A 16,107-nucleotide genomic window follows, 5' to 3' on the forward strand; every position below is an offset into this window, starting at 1 on the left:
GAGGATCGCGGGAGCCAAAATCGACCGTGGATTGCCGAACAATTAAGGGATCGCAAAGACCGTTCCCTCGATCGCGCTTTCCTGACCGGCCGGGCACATTTCAGGAAATTAAACCCGTTGATCTGATCGCGTCCTGAAAAGGTAATCACACAAGATGCGGGATGATTTCCGTGTTCACCGGGGTCTCCCTGCTTCCGGTACATTCAGCCCGCACGCACATTCCTCGTCTTCCTCGAGGGGGGAGCTGGTTATCCTCTCGAGCACCTTCCCGACGAACGCATCGAACGAATCGATCTTTCCCCAAGATTCCCGGGTATAGATCTCGCTGCTCTGGGGACTTCGGATCACCAGGACCTCTCCCCCCGCGGTAGGGGTGGTGATGAACTTCCTTCCCCATATGCGAGGGCTCTTCACCACTTTGGTCATCCACACGGTCACGTCCCACCAGTTCACCTGCTCGTGCGGGTCGATGGTGACATCGTGGTCGTTCTCGAACTTTTTTATCAGGTCAATCGTCTTCGCCTGCATCCGGAAATTCCTCCCGAAGGATACGAGGTGAAGTGGCGGCTGGCATAAAAAAGTTTTCGCCCGGGTTTCACGGAGCACACGGACATCCGTTCTGTTACACCGGAAAAACGTAACAAAAGGTTTATGGACGCTATCCCTTCATAAAAACCCGGTCCCTCGGCTCAGGATACTCCCCCGGGCATCCACGCAGGAGAAGAAAAGAGAGGACGGGGTTTTTCCTGCCCCGCGTTAACGGTACCGCGAAAGGAGCCTGTCCCTCAGTTCCTGGAATTTCGTTCCGGTATCCTGGGGGGTTTCGGAAGATCCCCCGCCCGATTCTCCGTCGGCAGGGGTCATCACTACGTCGATGTCAAGGATCTTTCCCGCAAGGGGCGTGCCGGGGAGGGGTTCGTTGTAGGTAGTGTAGCCCTTTGCCGTCACCTCGATCGTGCTGTACGGGGTTCCGGTGGTATACACCCTGGCGAGCAGCATCCCCAGGCGTATCATTCCCTGGTAGACCCCGTCAAAGAACACGGTGGCACCATCCACGTTGCAATTGATCCGGTAATACCCTATACCTCCGCCTATCCGCGGCCCCGGACGATCGATCGACCCCGGAACCGGGAGCACCGCGGATACCGTCTGGACCATCAGGCCCATAAGCAGGAGCAGTGCACACACGGCGAGAACACGTCTCTTCCCGATCATGTCTGCTGAGAAGTTCACCCCTTAGAATACATAATGGGTATGGCTGCCAGGGAGCATTTTCCCTGGAGTGTCAGATCGAAAAGAGGGTGGCAAACCCTCGCCAGGGTTTACCTGAACCATTCAAGGTCTGGGTGCTGCAGACAGGAGGCCGGAATCTTCCGTTGCGTTCCTGTGGAAGAGGGGGTTTTCCTCTGCCTCCCTATTCATTACCTCGATGAGTCCCTTTTTAAACGAACGCCATGCGCGGGGTGAAAGTGGAAGGATCTGTTCGGTGGTATCATCGCACCCGGGGAATACCTTCAACGTCAGGGATAACGTACCATGACCGCAATGCAGATCCAGATCGTCGCCGCGGGGAAGATCAGGGAGTCATACCTGCTCGAGGGAATCCAGGAGTATGTCAAAAGATTACGCCCCTATGCCGATCTTTCCATCGCGGAGATTTCAGAAGTGGCGGTCCCTCCGAGGGCTTCCCCTTCGGAGGTGCGGACGATCCTCGAACGGGAGGGCGAACGCATCCTCGCGGCGTTGCGGGAGCCTGCAGTCACCGTCGCCCTTACCCCGGACGGGGAAGAATGGACGAGCGGGGAGCTTGCCGGGTTCCTGGGCACGCTCGAGATAGAGGGAAAAGGGAGGGTAGCGTTCCTGATCGGGGGGAGCCTCGGGCTTTCTCCCCAGGTCCTTTCTCGTGCGGAAGTGCGCCTCTCGCTCTCCAGGATGACGTTTCCCCACCAGATGTGCCGGTTGATCCTGCTTGAACAAATCTACCGGGCATTCCGGATTAAGACCGGACAGCCCTACCATAAGTGACAGGTCACCCCATCTCAAAGGACGTCACTCCGAAGATCTCCCGGAGGGGGAGGTCGGGGACATTCCGCGTATACATCCTCGCGGTCTCGAACACCAGTTCCATTCCGTAGCGGGCGGCGAGCAGAATCCCGTCACGGTTCGGTTCGGGAACGTCGAGGAAGACCGGGAGGCCGGGTGCATATGCTGCCAGACCCCGGTACAACCTGTCCGCCGCCTCCGGGCCTCCGGCAAAGAGGGGTCCAATCTTGAACCCGGAAAAACAGGTCCTGATTGTCCCGAACCCTGCAACACTTCCGTCCTTTCCAAACTCTACCAGGGTCCGGCTGTCGGCCTGCGATAGCCAGGCTTCCAGAAATGGAGAGCGGGGAGCGGGGAAATGGTCGCGGTCGAAGCGGTCGATCTCCCGGAAGGAAACCTCCCTGCCGGGTACGAGGCCTTCCGGGACATCTCCCCCGCCCCGCCCCTCAAAACGCTTGTTCCTGTACGCGAAGATAAACCCGTCCCTCTCTGCATATTTGGGTTGCATGGCCAGCACCCCGTCGATCCCGAGGTTCCGCGTTCCTGCATGGGCCATTGCGTGGCGGGAGATGCAGGTTCCGGCGCCCTTTCCCCGGTATTCAGGATGGACGATGAAAAGTCCGCCGAATGAGAATTCAGAGGAATAATTCGCCACGACCGCCGTGGCCACCGGCTTCCCGCCGGTTTCGGCGATAAAAAAACCCGAGGGATCGATCCGGTAGAAACATTCGCCGTCGTGGATCCCGGGGTTCCAACCCTCCTGTTCGGCCCACGACAGTGCAAGGTCCACCTCGCCGGGTTTCATAACCCGTACTTCATACGATTTCTCCATGCCAGTACAGGAATGATGGCTTCCTTCTGATATGCCTTCGTTATTGGACAGAAGCCCGCCCGTGTCTGCATGTCAGCGTACCGGGAGAGAATTCACGGCCCGCGTGCAACGGCAATTTCTCCGTCAGAATTCCTGGTTTCTCCCCTGTTCAAGGGAAGAACCTGAAATCCCGGCGATTATTTTTTAAGCCGGTGCGATGAGGTAGGGATATGACAACAGATTTCATCGACAGGGTCAGGGGATTTCTGCAAAACCCGGTCGAAGCGTTCCGGAAGTCCAGGGGGGACAGTTTCGGCACCTCCTTTACCTACTATATCATCCTGGTCATCATTTACGCGGCTCTGTCCACGGTTATCGCCGCAATAATCGGAGCCGCCGGAATGTTCCTCGGACTGCCCGGCCCAATAGGGGCGATGTTACCCGCGTTCGTTTTCATCTATTCGATCGTCGTCAGCATCGTGCTCTGGTTTGTCTTCGGGCTCTGGCTCCATCTCTGGGTGTATGTCCTCGGCGGAAGGAAAGGGATACTCCAGACCGTCAATGCGGTGTATTACGGGAATACGCCGTACCTCCTGCTGGGCTGGATACCGTTTGTGAGTATCATCGGGATTGTCTGGAGTTTCGTGCTCTGGATCCTCGGCGTACGGGAACTGCAGGAGATCTCCACGGCAAAAGCAATCGCCGCGGTCGTTATTGCGATTGCCATTGTTATCATTGTCCTTATCCTCATTGCGATGTATTTCATCGCCACCCTGATCTCTGTCACCCCCCTTGGTCCGATATACGGCTCGGGGCCGGCATTCTGACCTTTTTTCTCCCTGGGCCCCGGGGCCGAATATTTCAGCACGGATGCGGGAGATAAACGGGCCCCTGCCCCTGTGAAAGAACCGGGCGAACACGGCAATGCATCGCAGGTGTATCCGGGCGGGTTTCCGGAAAGGGTCGATCAGGTGCAAACGGCGATGGTCGGATATCCATTACCCCGAATCAGGGGATTATCTCGCAACCGTTGTACCGGGTATACTGGAAATCCTCTTCCCGCAGGACCCCCCCGGAGATAAGTTCCTTAATTCTGGGGATCTCGGTGCGCAGGGCATCATGGAGGTTCTGCACGGTGCTGCAGACGATTTTACGGTGGTCCGGCGGCCAGGGGTTCACCAGGTTTGCGTAAAGGCACCTCCCCCCGCAGAACGAGGAGATCCCGCACCCTTCACAATTCCGGTCGTATTCGAAACGGGGAAGGTCCCGGGGGTCCGACACGGCGACATGTCCAAGGTAGTACTTCTTCATCCCTATCATCACCGGGCACGGGACGATATGCCCGTCGGTAAGGATCGTGTAGTTGGAATGCCCGGCTCCGCACCGCAGGGGGGAGGGACGATCCGCCAGGAGGTCACGGACGGTCCCGAGAAACGGGTACCATTTCTGCACACTTCCTTCATCCTGCATCCTTTCCACCCATTCCCGGACGAGCAGTCGTATCCCCGGGTTGTAACTCGTCTCCACCCATTCGCGGAAGCTACGTTGACGGTAATCCGCCCAGAAATTGGCATCGATCTGCCAGTGGATCGAACCGAACGAATAATCGTTGTTGTCCGCGAGGAACTGCACCTCCCGGTGGATATCGGTCGTCTCGGTCACGGTCATCCGGGCGATAAGTTCACCCTGAGCGCCGCAGTCACGGAGCGCCTGGACGTTCCGCATTACCCGCCGGTAGACCCCCTCGCCCCTGTTACGGTCGGTAAGGTCGGGGGATCCGTCCAGTGAGACCAAAATTGTCTCGAACCTCATGAGATACTCCGGCCCGAGCCGGTCGAGCCGGAGGCCGTTCGTCTGGATCATATACCGCTTCACCGGGGCGCGGTCCATGATCTGCCGGACCAGGTCGTCCCGGAGAAGCGGCTCTCCTCCGTAAAAGGTCAGCACGGCGTCCGGGTCCTTCCCAAGGAACCTGAAAAGAATTCCGAGGTCGAGATCGAAGTCCGGCGGAAGCCCGATATCAACATCCACGGCGCCGGGGCTTTCATCCTCGAGCGCGAATGCCTTTCCCCTGCAATACGAACAGCACAGATTGCACGAATCGGTCAGGATCAGGTGATAAAACAAAACGGTCACTCCCGGGTTTCTGGTGGGTGCCCTGCACGGGGGAGGTCGGCAGGACGACCCCGGCTGCTGCGGACTACCGGTATTTCCCGGTCCTCCGGCAGTATATGAGGAGAAGAATACCTAACGCACCGCATACCGGCAGGCAGGAGACCGGCGCAGAGGGGGTCGGCGAGGGGGTAGGGGTAAGCGACTCCAGCGGAGGCGGAACCCCTCCGGGGGTCTGGGACGGCACCTTGAACACCGTCTCTACCGCTTTCCTGCCGCTGAGTGCCTGTTCCATCTTGGGGTTGATCTGAAGAGCCACCGAGTACGCATCCATCGCTTCCTGGTACCGGCCAAGACGGTAGAGAGCATCCCCCTTGTTCGCCCATATCCGGGCATCATAGCGGGCGTCGTTAGGGTGTTTCCGGACCTCGTAATCAGCGAGCCTGACGACATCCCCATAGAGCTGCATGGCCTCGTCGGGTTTTCCCAGTTCCTGGAGACACATCCCTTTATGGACCATTGCATAAAGATCGTTCGGATTGATCGCTATCGCCCTGTCATAGGCGTCGATCGCATCGTTACAGCTGCCCAGGTAGGTGTACGAATCCCCGAGGTTATCCCAGGCGGTCACATAATAGGGGTCAATCTCCACCGCTTTCTTGAAGGCTTCCGGGGCTCCTTTGACCGCACCCATCTTCAGGAGCGCCATACCTCTCCCGTTCCATGCCAGGCTGCTGTACGGGTCCTTCTCGATCGCACTGTCGAACGCGATCAGGGCATCCCCGTACCTCCCCTGGACCAGCAGGTCGTTCCCGGTCTGGACCAGGGTGACGGACTCTTCCATCTGGGTCGTGGCTGCGACAGGCATCACCATGGTTCCCGCGAGGAGCACCACCATAAAAACTGATAAAATTCTCGCGCCGCGGGAAATACACAATCCTGGCATTTAAAGTTCTCAGGTTAAGCTTCGGTGCTCAAGAAATATTATCCTGTCGAAGGTTCCTATTGCGGTATCCGTATCTGACCGGAATTTCGCATGTCGCCCCATTTTCCATGATTTTTTTATTTGCATTTCCCTTTTCGGATGTCCCCCGCCTCGTCCTTGGAGATCAAACGCTCTTATGGGAAGGACGACGGGCGTGGGTAATACAATCCAAGAACCGGGATTATTTCATGCCGGCAAGAGAAGGAAAACCTGCGGAGAGGATCTGCGGGAGCGCCTCCCCCGTACCGTTGATGATGAACTGGACGGCGATCGCGAGGACGAAGACCGCCATCAGGCGGGGAATGACCTTCATCTCGTGGTGACCGACGAACCTGAACAGGAGATGCGAATAGCTCATCGCCAGGTACGAGACGATGATGGCGAATATCACCGCCACGTACACGGACACCAGCTGGGGGACATTCGTGGCCTCCGAGGTAAGGAGGATCACCGTGGTGATCGTCCCTGCCCCGCAGGTGAGCGGAAACGCGAGGGGGACCACCGCGATATTCTCGAGCTGGTCCGCGGAGTACTCTGTAATTTTCGGGTTAAGCATGGAGAACGCTACCCCCACCAGCAGTATCCCTCCGGCAATCTTGAAGGCCGGGAGCGTCAGGCCCAGGATGGAAAAGATCAACTGTCCGGTGAGGGCGAAAAAGATCAGGACGAACAGGGAGAGTTTCATTGCGGATTTCATCACCCTGATACGGTCCGCTTCCGGGGTCTCCTCCGTGAGCACAGAATAGACCGCCGCGGTGCTTACTGGGTTCATGATCGCCAGGACAGAGGTCACGGCCAGTGCCAGAAATTCAAGGTCTGCGATGAGATCGGCCATATGCTCTCCACTCTCACTTCCCGGTGGACGAGTATCTTTCCCTGCGGAGATTACTTAACTATTTTGACCCGGAGGTCCTGCCAACCCTTTTGATATTCTTTTCGGGTGCCCCGGCAACCTTCTCCGGGGAAGAGCGGCCGGGTCCGCAACCGGCATCCAGGGACTCTTCTATGCGTCCGACCTGGTCCCGGAAGAAAGAGAATTCTTCCTTCCTGGCATCGATCTCGACGAGGAATGTCCCCATGCACCGTTTGGAGAACGGGAGATAGATTTTCCCGGATTTTTCATCCAGACCGACCAGCATAGGGCAGGCGAGGCTGATCCTGGTCTCACGAAAGATCACGACGTCCGGGGGGATCTCCACGAATTCGCTGCAATGAGTCCTGATATAGCGGTTCACCTCCTCCGGAGTGCCGTCTTTTATGGCAAACCTGTCGCCAAGGTTGTTGATACAGCGGAATACCATCGTGTCGTTCCCTTCGGGCTCGTACCCGATGTGCGGTACGTTCACATAAGCCTAACAGGTTCCGGAAAAACAGATGATGGGCTCGTCGTGATTCGAACACGAGATCTTCGCCGTGTGAAGGCGACGTCATGACCAGCTAGACCACGAGCCCAAATGCATCGACCGGGAATTGAACCCGGGCTATAGGCTTGGAAGGCCTAAGTCATGCCACTAGACCATCGATGCGAATGTGCCTTGATAATTTGGCGAAGAGATCTATTATTACTTTCTCATTGCCCTCAGGAGTGCCGGATCCGGTGGCAGGCATACATCGCAGGGACGGCACGGAAAAAAATAAAAAAGGGGGCGGGTTACTCCCCCCGGAATCAGTAACCCCGCAGTTCAAGCTCGACTTTTTCCAGGTTCGCGATTCTCTTCTCGAGCGGCGGGTGGGTGGAGAAGAGCTCCATGAGCGTCCTCCCCGAGAGCGCCGGGATGATGAAGAAGGCATTCGCCGTCTCGACCTGCTGCTTGGCCTGCGGGGGGACGTAATCCATCTTGTTCGAGATCTTCTGCAGGGCGGTGATGAGGTCCCTCGGGCTCCGGGTGATATAGGCGCTTCCCCTGTCCGCCGCGAACTCACGGTAGCGCGAGAGGGCCAGTATGAGCAGCTGACTGACGAAGTACACGATGATGGCCACGATACCCGCAATGATCCACGGGCTGTCGCGTTCACGGGAGAACATCGCCGCGAAGATGAAATTGTTCATGATCAGGGCGGCGAGCATGGCCAGGAAACTGGCCAGGGTGAGGGTGAGCACATCCCGGTTCTTCACGTGGGAGAGTTCGTGTGCGAGCACGGCTTCGAGCTCCCGGGGCGAGAGGAGCCTGAGGATAGAGTCGGTGACCGCGACCACCGCGTGCTTCGGGCTCCTGCCGGTCGCGAATGCGTTCGGGACCGGGCTCTGCATGACTGCTACCCGGGGTTTAGGGATACCTGCCTCGCCGGCAAGCCGTTCCACCATCCGGTGGAGTTCAGGGTATTCGTCGGGTGCTACGACTCTCGCCCGCGTGCTCCAGAGTACCAGCTTGTCCGAGAAGAAATACTGTACAAACGCCAGTACGAATACAATCCCGATGAGGAACGGCAGCCCCAGCCCCAGGTACGCCAGGACTGCGATGAACACGAGGTACACCAGGAAGAGCAGGAACATTGTGAGCCAGATCCTCATGGTGAGGCCCCAGTCGCGCTTCCATTTCATAATTTAGATCTATATGAGATCAGGCTGATAAACATTCTCTCGATACCATTCCGGATTCCGGAAATAACGGAAAATAATCCGGAATCAGGGGCTGTTTGGGACCCTGGTGTCCCACGGCCCGGGAGGTGCGCGAGCAAAACGGCCCCCGCCTGTCATGACTGCTCACTGCAGACTCCCGCCGGGACCGGCGGGTATGCCCGGGGCTACTTGGAATCACTATAATACCGTTCCGGAATAAGATCTTAGGAAGTGATCCGGATGGAACTGAACGAGATTACCATTAGCAGGGCCATCGTTGCCACCCAGATGGACCTGCTCCTCGACTATATGGAGATGGATGTGGCGGTGGTGGGAGGGGGACCTTCGGGCCTGGCCGCCGCCGCCCTCCTTGGGAAAGAGGGACTCAAGGTGGGAGTCATAGAGAAGAAGCTCTCCATCGGTGGTGGAATGTGGGGCGGTGGAATGATGTTTCCCCGGATCGTTGTCCAGGAAGAGGCGAAGAGACTGCTGGACCTTTTCGGGATACGCTCCAGGAGGTATGATGAGGGATACTACGTCGCCTCCTCGGTCGAATCGGTCTCGAAACTTACCGCCGCGGCTTGCGAGGCCGGTGCCGAGTTTTTTAACCTCACCTCGGTGGAAGACGTGATGATCAAGGATGACGGCAGAGTAAGCGGTCTTGTGATCAACTGGACTGCTGTCGAGATGGGGGGTTTGCACGTCGATCCTCTTACCCTCGGCTGCCGTTATGCCGTCGACGCGACCGGCCACGACGCGGTAGTGGCGAGACTGGTGGCAAAGAAGGGGAAAGGGCTCGAAGTGAAGGGTGAAGGCTTCATGTGGGCCGATCGCGCCGAGTCCAGGATCCTTGCCCATACGAGGGAGGTCTACCCGGGTCTGATCGTCACCGGGATGGCGGCCAATGCGGTCTCGGGCGAGAACCGGATGGGGCCGGTCTTCGGGGGCATGCTTCTCTCTGGCGAGAAGGCCGCTTCCATCGTTCTTGAACAGCTTCGCGGCTGATTCTTCAAACATAACCTTTTTTTGCCGATTCCTTCAATTCAGTACACATGAGCGATGTCGAGCCGGATGCACTGGCCGATGTAGCATACGGACTGTTCGAGCTGATGCTGAACCAGGAGCTCCGGGCCCGGGGGGAGGCGCTCTACCTGCTGGTGGAGGGGAACACCGACTTCCGTATGCAGTTCGACCAGATCTTCGACCGGTTTTCGGGAGAGTACCCCCAGCTCGCGGAGGCCCTCCTTTCCCGTTTTACCGACACCGATACCATCTATGGACTTATCCGGGAGGGCGAAGGAGTCACTCCCAGCATGACGACGCAGATGTACTGGATCGTCCAGGACGCTCCCGGCGTTGCCCCCGAGGCAATCCAGGACGAACTCGCGGGAAAATGGCTCATCTTCCTCCCCCCCGAGGAAGTCGACGACGCCTGGAAGAAGGTCCGTGATGCCACCTGGCGTGGTGAGCTCGGGATATCCGCGAAGGTGAGCACCGCAAAACCGAACCCCGACTCCCGGGACAATATGAAGGTGATCTATGTCTATACCCCGGACTGGCGTGACGAAGAGGACGTCATGAGGGTCAGGGAACGTTTGAGAGGACTCGGGTTCGTGGATCGCATCGGCTATAAGAGAAACATCGAAACATTCCAGGGCCAGTACAGCCAGAAAGGGAAAAAAGTTACGTTCTATAGTGCCTGAGTGATCAGGCCTTGCGCTCTTTATTCTTGGGACGAAGGTTCTGGTACCCGCACTTCCGGCAGCGGGTCGCGCGCATCGCATTCCGGGCGTTGCAGCGCATGCAGATCTTCACATTCAACGTCCGTGCTTCTGCTTCAGGGAATCTTGCCATTCTTATACACCACTTTCCTGTCTTATATAAAATGTCATATTCAGTATTAACGGTTACCTATCTTCCCGTTCCCGGTCGCCGGAGAGGAACCAGTCCCTGAAAGCCCCGAGCGCCCTGGCCCTGTGGGATATACTGCTTTTTTCCTCTATCGGGAGTTCCGCCAGGGTTTTCCCTTTCCACTCGAAGATCGGGTCGTACCCGAACCCGCAGCTCCCCCGCGGGTCCACGATTCGTCCCTCGATCCTTCCTTTAAAGACCCTGATCCCCCGATGGTCCGCGTAGGCGATAGCGGTCTCGAAATTCGCATCCCGATCGGGTTCCCCCTCCATGAGCTTGAGGATTCCCCGGTTGCCGAGGGTGCGTAATACGTAGGCCGCATAGGGCCCGGGAAAATCATTCAGGGCACTGATGGAAAACGCGGTATCATCCACGATCAGGGGGGTCTTCAGGGCGGACCAGGCGAATTCCGCCTTCTGCATGGCGATCTTTCCTACGTCGTCGTCACGGTATTCGGGGCATTCCAGTGCGACATGTGTCACGGTAAGGGTGCCGCCGAAGAACGACGCCACTTCTTCCGCCTTGTGGGGGTTGCTGGTAACCACGGTAAGGTTCACAGGTACCTCCCCCGGCGTTCGATCTCCAGTTCCCGTTCGAGAACTGCCCCCGCTTCCGGAAACGCGGCGCGGTAGCCCCGGGAGAATGCCTCCTTCAGGGAAGGGTATCCGTCCGTCGTGCTCTCCAGGGTCTGGAACAGGACGTGGACGTCCACCCCCCGGGACTCGACCTCGCTCGAATAGTATGCCAGTCCGAAATCGATCAGGACGCAGCGGCCGCCGCGGAGGATAATATTGCTCGGGGTCAGGTCCCCGTGAATGATCCCCGCTCCATGGAGCTTCCCTGCGGTCTTTCCCGTCTCTTCAAGGTGGTCCTCTTCCAGGGCATCTCGAAGGAGCGTCCCCTTCACCCGCTCCATGACGATGGTGTCCGCACGGACGTCCCGGATAAGCGGCGTCGGCACCCCGGCCCTCCGGGCCATGGCGATAAGCCGGGCCTCCGCCCGGGTCCGCTCGGTGATCAACCTCGAATCGAGCCCGGGAACCCGGTAGCCCTTCGACACCCGGGTCTTGATCGCCTCGTCCGGGGTGAGGGCGACCACGGCTTCGGCCCCCCTCGCCTCGGTCATCAAGTCGAGTGCGGGTCGGTGTTCCTTCTCAGGGACATCCCTCCTCCAGGTCACTTCCACCTGGTCCGACCGGAACGATGGGTCGACCTGGGAGTCCGCGAGCTCGAGCGTATACCCGCTCTCCAGCATGATCTTTCCCGTGTAGGCGATCATGGCCCCGTTGTCCCCCAGGTACTTCCTGGGAGGGACGTGGAACGATGCCCCCCGCTCTTCGCACATCGTCGCGAGCATCTCCTGCAGCCGGGAGTTCGCTCCCACCCCCCCGACCAGCATGACCTCGTCCTTCCCTGTATGGGCCAATGCTCTCTCGGTGACCTCCACGCACATGGCAAAGGCAGTCTCCTGGAGGCTGAAACAGACGTCCTCGAGCCTGGCACCGGTTTCCCGTGCAGCGCTTACCAGGCCGGAGAAGGCGAGGTCCATCCCCTTCACCGTGTAAGGAAGGTCGATGTAGCGCCCGTCACGGGCGAGTTCCTCGATCTTCGGCCCGCCGGGATGGGGGAGGTCCTTACTCCGGGCGAACTTGTCGAGCGCGTTCCCGATCCCGATATCGAGCGTCTCGCCGAAGATGCGGTACCTCCGGTTGAGGTACCCGATCACCTGGGTGTTCGCTCCCGATGCATAGAGCACGATAGGATCCTCGCACCCCGTCGCGAACCGGCCGATCTCCACGTGAGCCACGCAGTGGTTCACCCCCACGAGAGGAACCCCGAGCGCGAGGGCCAGCGACCGCGCCGCGGTTGCCACGGTCCGCAGGCAGGGCCCGAGACCCGGGCCCTGGGAAAAGGCCACCCCGGTAATGAGGGAGGAGTCCCCGATCACGCGGGAGATCACCCCCTTCATCTCGGTTGCATGGGCCTGGGCGGCCTCCCGGGGGTGGATACCCCCGTGGGGTGGCTGGTAAGGCTTCGAATACAGCGCGATAAGATCGGTATCAAAAAGAGCGGCGCTGAGGTTCCAGGCAGTCCCCTCAATCCCCAGTATCTGCCCAAAAACAGGCATTCAATTCTTATTTTTTGAATTCGGTATAGCCGCACCTGCCGCAGGCGACACGGTCCTTGTGCTCCGCGAGGATCACTCCGGGCCCGCACCGGGGGCAGAATCTCTTTTCCAGGACGACCTTATCGCCTTCCTTTTTGTAATAGGAACTCCGGGCCACAGACCGGGTCTTCGCTTTCTTGGCTGCCGCCATTATGCACCCTCTTCTTCCTTCGCCTTCGGGACTCCGCGGGTGAGGAGATAGCCACGCTCGACCTTGTTCCGTTCCTCTTCACTGTCGTAGATCCTGGCTGAGCCCGAGAGCTCCATGACCCCGAACCGGGTCTTCATGGTATCAAGCACGACCGTGTTCTCGGCGACGTTCATCATTGCCGCAAGTTTTCCGGTAACCTGCATCCTTGAAGGAGTGGGCCCTTCGAAACGGAGTTCAAAATCGACTTCTCTCCGCTTCAGGAGCGCATTTCTGGTATCCCTGGTAACCTCAAATTCCATCGATATCCTCTTATTATTCGTGGTGCATTTATTTATACCCTAGCGTTATCCATCCCGGGCTGCGCGGGACGGGGGTCACGACTCGTCGATCCGATCAAAGAGCGCGAGCATCTCTTTTGCCTTCTCCTTCGCCGTACCGTCCACTTCCCTGAACACGACTCCTTCCCCCGGCTGGCCGTAGAGCACGACCCCGCCCTCGTCCGCCGCAATGACCAGGGGGATCACCGCGAGGTCTTCCTCGCCGTCCACGTAAATCAGGGTGGGAGGGTCGGCGAGCGCAAGGTCGAGGGCTTCGATCAACTCGTCGGTGATGGTCCCCGGAGGGTTTTTCACCCGGATACACCGGGGGAAGACCGCGGGGGAGCGGTTGCATGGCGTGCGCATGGAATGACCGTCGATGATCGCGACATCCGGCATGATATTCCGATCTATCAGCCGGGCTGTGACCACGTCACCGACAGAGTATACCCGTTTCCCGGCGAGGGTCGGAATTCCTTCGTCAAGAGAAAAAAACAGGACCCCGAAGGGAGCCTTGAAAAAAGAACGTTGTCCCGGGGGGAGGCGGAGCATTCAGCGGACCTTCAGCGCGTATCTTCCGGGAAGCTTGATATTCATTTTTTTCGCCACGTCGGAGTGCGCAGGGTCGATTATCACCAGGTAGCCCGCCCAGTCGGTGGAGAGGTTGGTGGTCCCGCAGATCACACAGCTCTCTCCGTCCACTACCCGGTGACACTCACGGCAGACAGATACCTGTTTCTTCTTAATGGCCGCCACGCTCTCCTCCTTTCTCCTTCTCCTTGTCCTTCTCCTTCGCGAGGTCCTCTTCCAGCCACCGCAGCGTCCCGAGCCCGGACTGGCGCATAGTAAGCCCTATCTTGCTGTCCCTCGGCTCACGTTCGTTCAGGGAGAGGGTGACGACCCTGGCTCTCACCGGGTCGCCGACTCCAATGAACCTCTTCGATTCCTGGCAGATCAGACGGGAGTTCTTCTCGTCGTAGTTGATGTACTCGTCAGAGATCTGGCTCACGTGGAGCATGGCATCGATGGGCCCCAGGCTGATGAATGCCCCGAAACTGGTGGTCTCGACGGTCAGCCCTTCCACGATCTCCTGCAGGGTGAGCCGGAGCACCACCGCCTCGAATTCCACGTCGTAATACACTGCACCGTCGCCGGGGACGATCTCCCCTTCCCCGATATCCAGCACCTTGGTAATGGCGATGAATATGCCGATCTCCTTGTCAATACTTGCCTCAAGCTGTTCCTGAAGCACGTCGAGAATGACCCGGGAGAGCTCTTCCCCCAGGCGGTGGGGTGGAACCCTCACCTTGTCCGCCAGTTGCATCCGGTAATACATAACCCACCTATCTTCTTATGATATCCAGTTTTTGCTTTCCTATAAGGGATATTACGGGGATTTGAAGGTCAAGAAGCCTGTTCCTCAGTGCCCGGTCGTCGGAGAAAACCATGCAGCGGTGCGCCTTTGCATAGGACACGATCCTGTCATCCACGGAGCCTTCGCCATCTGCCTCAACCACCGTACATTGTTCTGCGAGCATCAGTCCATAGCGGGCTGCGCGAGCATCCTTCCCCCGCCCCCGGGCAAGCCCTTCCAGCTCTGCCCGTACCTCTTTCAGTATCAATGGTTCATACGCCCCGATAAGGTTTCTCAGCGCCTCAAAGATATCGATCCTGAACCTGGCCGGGATCAGGAGCGCATTGGTATCGAGGAGGATCACTACTCTGTCAGGACTCCCATTCCTATCAGGCGCCATCGTGCTCCCAACTGGCGGCTGATCGCGATCCGTGCGCCTAGCTCGGCACAGACCGGCCGTTTCAGGACCACTTCCACGAGTTCCTTCTTGGTGTTGGTGACCACGCCGACGGTGACCGCGGTCCCCACCGAGAGCATCAGCGGCTCGTGATGTTTCACCGGCTCGATGTTCTGTTCGCTGGTGGCACCCACGACCCGTTCCATCAGTGTCACACGGAATTTCAGCTTGTCCCAGACCGGGGGAAGGGCCCCGACATGTCCGGCTACCTGGCCGGCAAGGGCATCGCTCTTGGTGAGCGCGGGATCGAGCTTGGTGCCGATGGCCATAAGGCCCCCGGGCGTGGCTTCCATCACCTTTCTCGACCCCGCATTGATGGTGGTGATCTTGGTGGTGATTGGTTCCCACCTGGTACGGTTTTCGGCCTGGATCTGCCGTCCCGGCCGTATCTCGATATCATCTCCCTCTTTTAAGACACCGCGGATCAACGAGCCGCCGACAACTCCGCCCTTCACATCCTTCCAGCTGCTCCCCGGTTTATTGATATCGAACGACCTCGCGATCAGCATGAGGGGGTCCGCAGAGGGGTCGCGGTCCGGCTCGGGGATCGCCTCGTTGAGCGCCTCTATGAGGGCACCCATATTGATGTTCTTCTGGGCGGAGACCGGTATTATAGGGGCGTTCTCGGCGACCGTTCCCTTGATGAACTGGCGGATCTGCTCGTAATGCTTGACCGCATCCTTCTGGGAGACCACGTCTATCTTGTTCTGGACGATCACGATATTTTTGATCCCCACCAGTTCGAGGGCCATGAGGTGCTCCTTCGTCTGGGGCTGGGGACACGGCTCATTCGCGGCGATCACGAGCATGGCGCCGTCCATCAGCGCCGAACCCGAGAGCATGGTCGCCATGAGCGTCTCGTGACCCGGTGCATCCACGAAAGAGACCGAACGGAACGGGACGGCTTTCTCGCCGCACTGGTCGCAGGCGGGCTTCGGGGTATAGGCATCGGCCCCTTCGCACCCCTCGCACTTGTAGAAGACGGCATCCGCGTACCCCAGTCGGATGGAGATCCCCCGCTTGATCTCCTCGCTATGCCTGTCGGTCCAGGATCCGGTCAGTCCATAGACCAGGGTCGTTTTCCCGTGGTCTACATGGCCGACCACACCTATGTTGACACTTGGTATTGTAACATCCCGCAAATACGATCGAACCTCCTTAATACTATATACCCATCCTACTTATACATACTCGCAAAGATCGGCAGGAACCATCCTTTCTCATAATTATCCCCCGTTA

At 58.5% G+C, this 16,107-nt stretch carries 22 protein-coding genes and 2 tRNA genes; 4 read left to right on the forward strand and 20 right to left on the reverse strand.

Annotated elements, in window-relative coordinates; translation table 11 throughout:
• Window positions 1–174 precede the first annotated feature (174 nt).
• Complete coding sequence (locus J2741_RS05755; RefSeq protein ID WP_209674050.1) at window positions 175–528, reverse strand: hypothetical protein; 354 nt, start codon at window positions 526–528, stop codon at window positions 175–177.
• A 228-nt stretch (window positions 529–756) separates the two neighbouring features.
• Window positions 757–1,233, reverse strand: a complete 477-nt coding sequence (locus J2741_RS05760) for a hypothetical protein (RefSeq protein ID WP_209674051.1) — start codon at window positions 1,231–1,233, stop codon at window positions 757–759.
• Window positions 1,234–1,536: 303 nt separating this feature from the next.
• Here J2741_RS05760 and rlmH point away from each other — a divergent pair, with 303 nt between their 5' ends.
• Complete coding sequence (gene rlmH, locus J2741_RS05765; protein ID WP_245249424.1) at window positions 1,537–2,025, forward strand: 23S rRNA (pseudouridine(1915)-N(3))-methyltransferase RlmH; 489 nt, start codon at window positions 1,537–1,539, stop codon at window positions 2,023–2,025.
• Window positions 2,026–2,029: 4 nt separating this feature from the next.
• Here the strand turns inward: rlmH and J2741_RS05770 are convergent, their stop codons facing one another.
• Entirely contained in the window at window positions 2,030–2,875 is an 846-nt protein-coding gene (locus tag J2741_RS05770; RefSeq protein ID WP_209674052.1) for a GNAT family N-acetyltransferase, read from the reverse strand.
• 209 nt (window positions 2,876–3,084) lie between these two features.
• On the opposite strand from J2741_RS05770, the gene J2741_RS05775 reads away from it, so the two are divergent.
• Entirely contained in the window at window positions 3,085–3,681 is a 597-nt protein-coding gene (locus tag J2741_RS05775) for a YIP1 family protein (RefSeq protein ID WP_209674053.1), read from the forward strand.
• Between the two features lie 181 nt (window positions 3,682–3,862).
• On the opposite strand, the gene J2741_RS05780 is transcribed toward J2741_RS05775, so the two are convergent.
• From J2741_RS05780 to htpX, 7 genes are all read right to left on the reverse strand, one after another.
• On the reverse strand, window positions 3,863–4,990 hold the full coding sequence (locus J2741_RS05780) for a TIGR04084 family radical SAM/SPASM domain-containing protein (protein ID WP_342452237.1): 1,128 nt from the start codon (window positions 4,988–4,990) through the stop codon (window positions 3,863–3,865).
• Window positions 4,991–5,054: 64 nt separating this feature from the next.
• Window positions 5,055–5,864 carry a tetratricopeptide repeat protein gene (locus J2741_RS05785; protein ID WP_209674055.1) on the reverse strand — a complete coding sequence of 270 codons (810 nt, stop codon included), beginning with the start codon at window positions 5,862–5,864 and terminating at the stop codon, window positions 5,055–5,057.
• 268 nt (window positions 5,865–6,132) lie between these two features.
• Window positions 6,133–6,786 carry a MarC family protein gene (locus tag J2741_RS05790; protein ID WP_209674056.1) on the reverse strand — a complete coding sequence of 218 codons (654 nt, stop codon included), beginning with the start codon at window positions 6,784–6,786 and terminating at the stop codon, window positions 6,133–6,135.
• 58 nt (window positions 6,787–6,844) lie between these two features.
• Entirely contained in the window at window positions 6,845–7,297 is a 453-nt protein-coding gene (locus J2741_RS05795; protein ID WP_342452238.1) for a DUF1894 domain-containing protein, read from the reverse strand.
• A 32-nt stretch (window positions 7,298–7,329) separates the two neighbouring features.
• Window positions 7,330–7,403, reverse strand: a tRNA-Val gene (locus J2741_RS05800).
• Between the two features lie 3 nt (window positions 7,404–7,406).
• A tRNA-Gly gene (locus J2741_RS05805) sits at window positions 7,407–7,477 on the reverse strand.
• Between the two features lie 140 nt (window positions 7,478–7,617).
• Complete coding sequence (gene htpX / locus J2741_RS05810; protein WP_209674057.1) at window positions 7,618–8,493, reverse strand: zinc metalloprotease HtpX; 876 nt, start codon at window positions 8,491–8,493, stop codon at window positions 7,618–7,620.
• Window positions 8,494–8,751: 258 nt separating this feature from the next.
• Between htpX and J2741_RS05815 the strand changes: the two genes are divergently transcribed.
• Both J2741_RS05815 and J2741_RS05820 read left to right on the forward strand, forming a co-directional pair.
• The gene (locus J2741_RS05815; protein WP_209675543.1) at window positions 8,752–9,516 is read left to right on the forward strand and encodes a sulfide-dependent adenosine diphosphate thiazole synthase; all 765 of its coding nucleotides are present in this window, start codon (window positions 8,752–8,754) and stop codon (window positions 9,514–9,516) included.
• Between the two features lie 47 nt (window positions 9,517–9,563).
• Window positions 9,564–10,214 carry a putative phosphothreonine lyase domain-containing protein gene (locus tag J2741_RS05820; RefSeq protein ID WP_209674058.1) on the forward strand — a complete coding sequence of 217 codons (651 nt, stop codon included), beginning with the start codon at window positions 9,564–9,566 and terminating at the stop codon, window positions 10,212–10,214.
• 4 nt (window positions 10,215–10,218) lie between these two features.
• Here the strand turns inward: J2741_RS05820 and J2741_RS05825 are convergent, their stop codons facing one another.
• The 10 genes from J2741_RS05825 to J2741_RS05870 all read right to left on the reverse strand — a co-directional run bounded on the left by J2741_RS05825 (window position 10,219) and on the right by J2741_RS05870 (window position 16,010).
• The gene (locus J2741_RS05825; protein ID WP_209674059.1) at window positions 10,219–10,365 is read right to left on the reverse strand and encodes a 50S ribosomal protein L40e; all 147 of its coding nucleotides are present in this window, start codon (window positions 10,363–10,365) and stop codon (window positions 10,219–10,221) included.
• Window positions 10,366–10,418: 53 nt separating this feature from the next.
• Window positions 10,419–10,979, reverse strand: a complete 561-nt coding sequence (gene rdgB / locus J2741_RS05830) for an RdgB/HAM1 family non-canonical purine NTP pyrophosphatase (RefSeq protein ID WP_209674060.1) — start codon at window positions 10,977–10,979, stop codon at window positions 10,419–10,421.
• A complete protein-coding gene (locus tag J2741_RS05835; protein ID WP_209674061.1) occupies window positions 10,976–12,550 on the reverse strand; it encodes a bifunctional N(6)-L-threonylcarbamoyladenine synthase/serine/threonine protein kinase in 1,575 nt (524 codons plus the stop codon). The genes rdgB and J2741_RS05835 overlap by 4 nt, the downstream gene beginning before the upstream one ends.
• A 7-nt stretch (window positions 12,551–12,557) precedes the next feature.
• On the reverse strand, window positions 12,558–12,740 hold the full coding sequence (locus J2741_RS05840) for a 30S ribosomal protein S27ae (protein ID WP_209674062.1): 183 nt from the start codon (window positions 12,738–12,740) through the stop codon (window positions 12,558–12,560).
• Entirely contained in the window at window positions 12,740–13,039 is a 300-nt protein-coding gene (locus J2741_RS05845; protein WP_209674063.1) for a 30S ribosomal protein S24e, read from the reverse strand. Before J2741_RS05845 ends, J2741_RS05840 begins: the two co-directional genes overlap by 1 nt.
• Window positions 13,040–13,114: 75 nt before the next feature.
• Complete coding sequence (locus J2741_RS05850; protein WP_209674064.1) at window positions 13,115–13,609, reverse strand: GTP-dependent dephospho-CoA kinase family protein; 495 nt, start codon at window positions 13,607–13,609, stop codon at window positions 13,115–13,117.
• Window positions 13,610–13,813 (reverse strand): transcription elongation factor subunit Spt4, encoded by a 204-nt coding sequence (gene spt4, locus J2741_RS05855; protein WP_209674065.1) that lies wholly within the window; start codon window positions 13,811–13,813, stop codon window positions 13,610–13,612.
• Window positions 13,800–14,393 carry a DNA-directed RNA polymerase gene (locus tag J2741_RS05860; protein ID WP_209674066.1) on the reverse strand — a complete coding sequence of 198 codons (594 nt, stop codon included), beginning with the start codon at window positions 14,391–14,393 and terminating at the stop codon, window positions 13,800–13,802. The genes spt4 and J2741_RS05860 overlap by 14 nt, the downstream gene beginning before the upstream one ends.
• 7 nt (window positions 14,394–14,400) lie before the next feature.
• Complete coding sequence (locus J2741_RS05865) at window positions 14,401–14,775, reverse strand: type II toxin-antitoxin system VapC family toxin (RefSeq protein WP_342452239.1); 375 nt, start codon at window positions 14,773–14,775, stop codon at window positions 14,401–14,403.
• A complete protein-coding gene (locus J2741_RS05870) occupies window positions 14,775–16,010 on the reverse strand; it encodes a translation initiation factor IF-2 subunit gamma (RefSeq protein ID WP_209674068.1) in 1,236 nt (411 codons plus the stop codon). Before J2741_RS05870 ends, J2741_RS05865 begins: the two co-directional genes overlap by 1 nt.
• Between the last annotated feature and the right edge of the window lie 97 nt (window positions 16,011–16,107).

It is taken from the genome of Methanolinea mesophila, from assembly GCF_017873855.1.
GTDB lineage: Archaea > Halobacteriota > Methanomicrobia > Methanomicrobiales > Methanospirillaceae > Methanolinea_B > Methanolinea_B mesophila.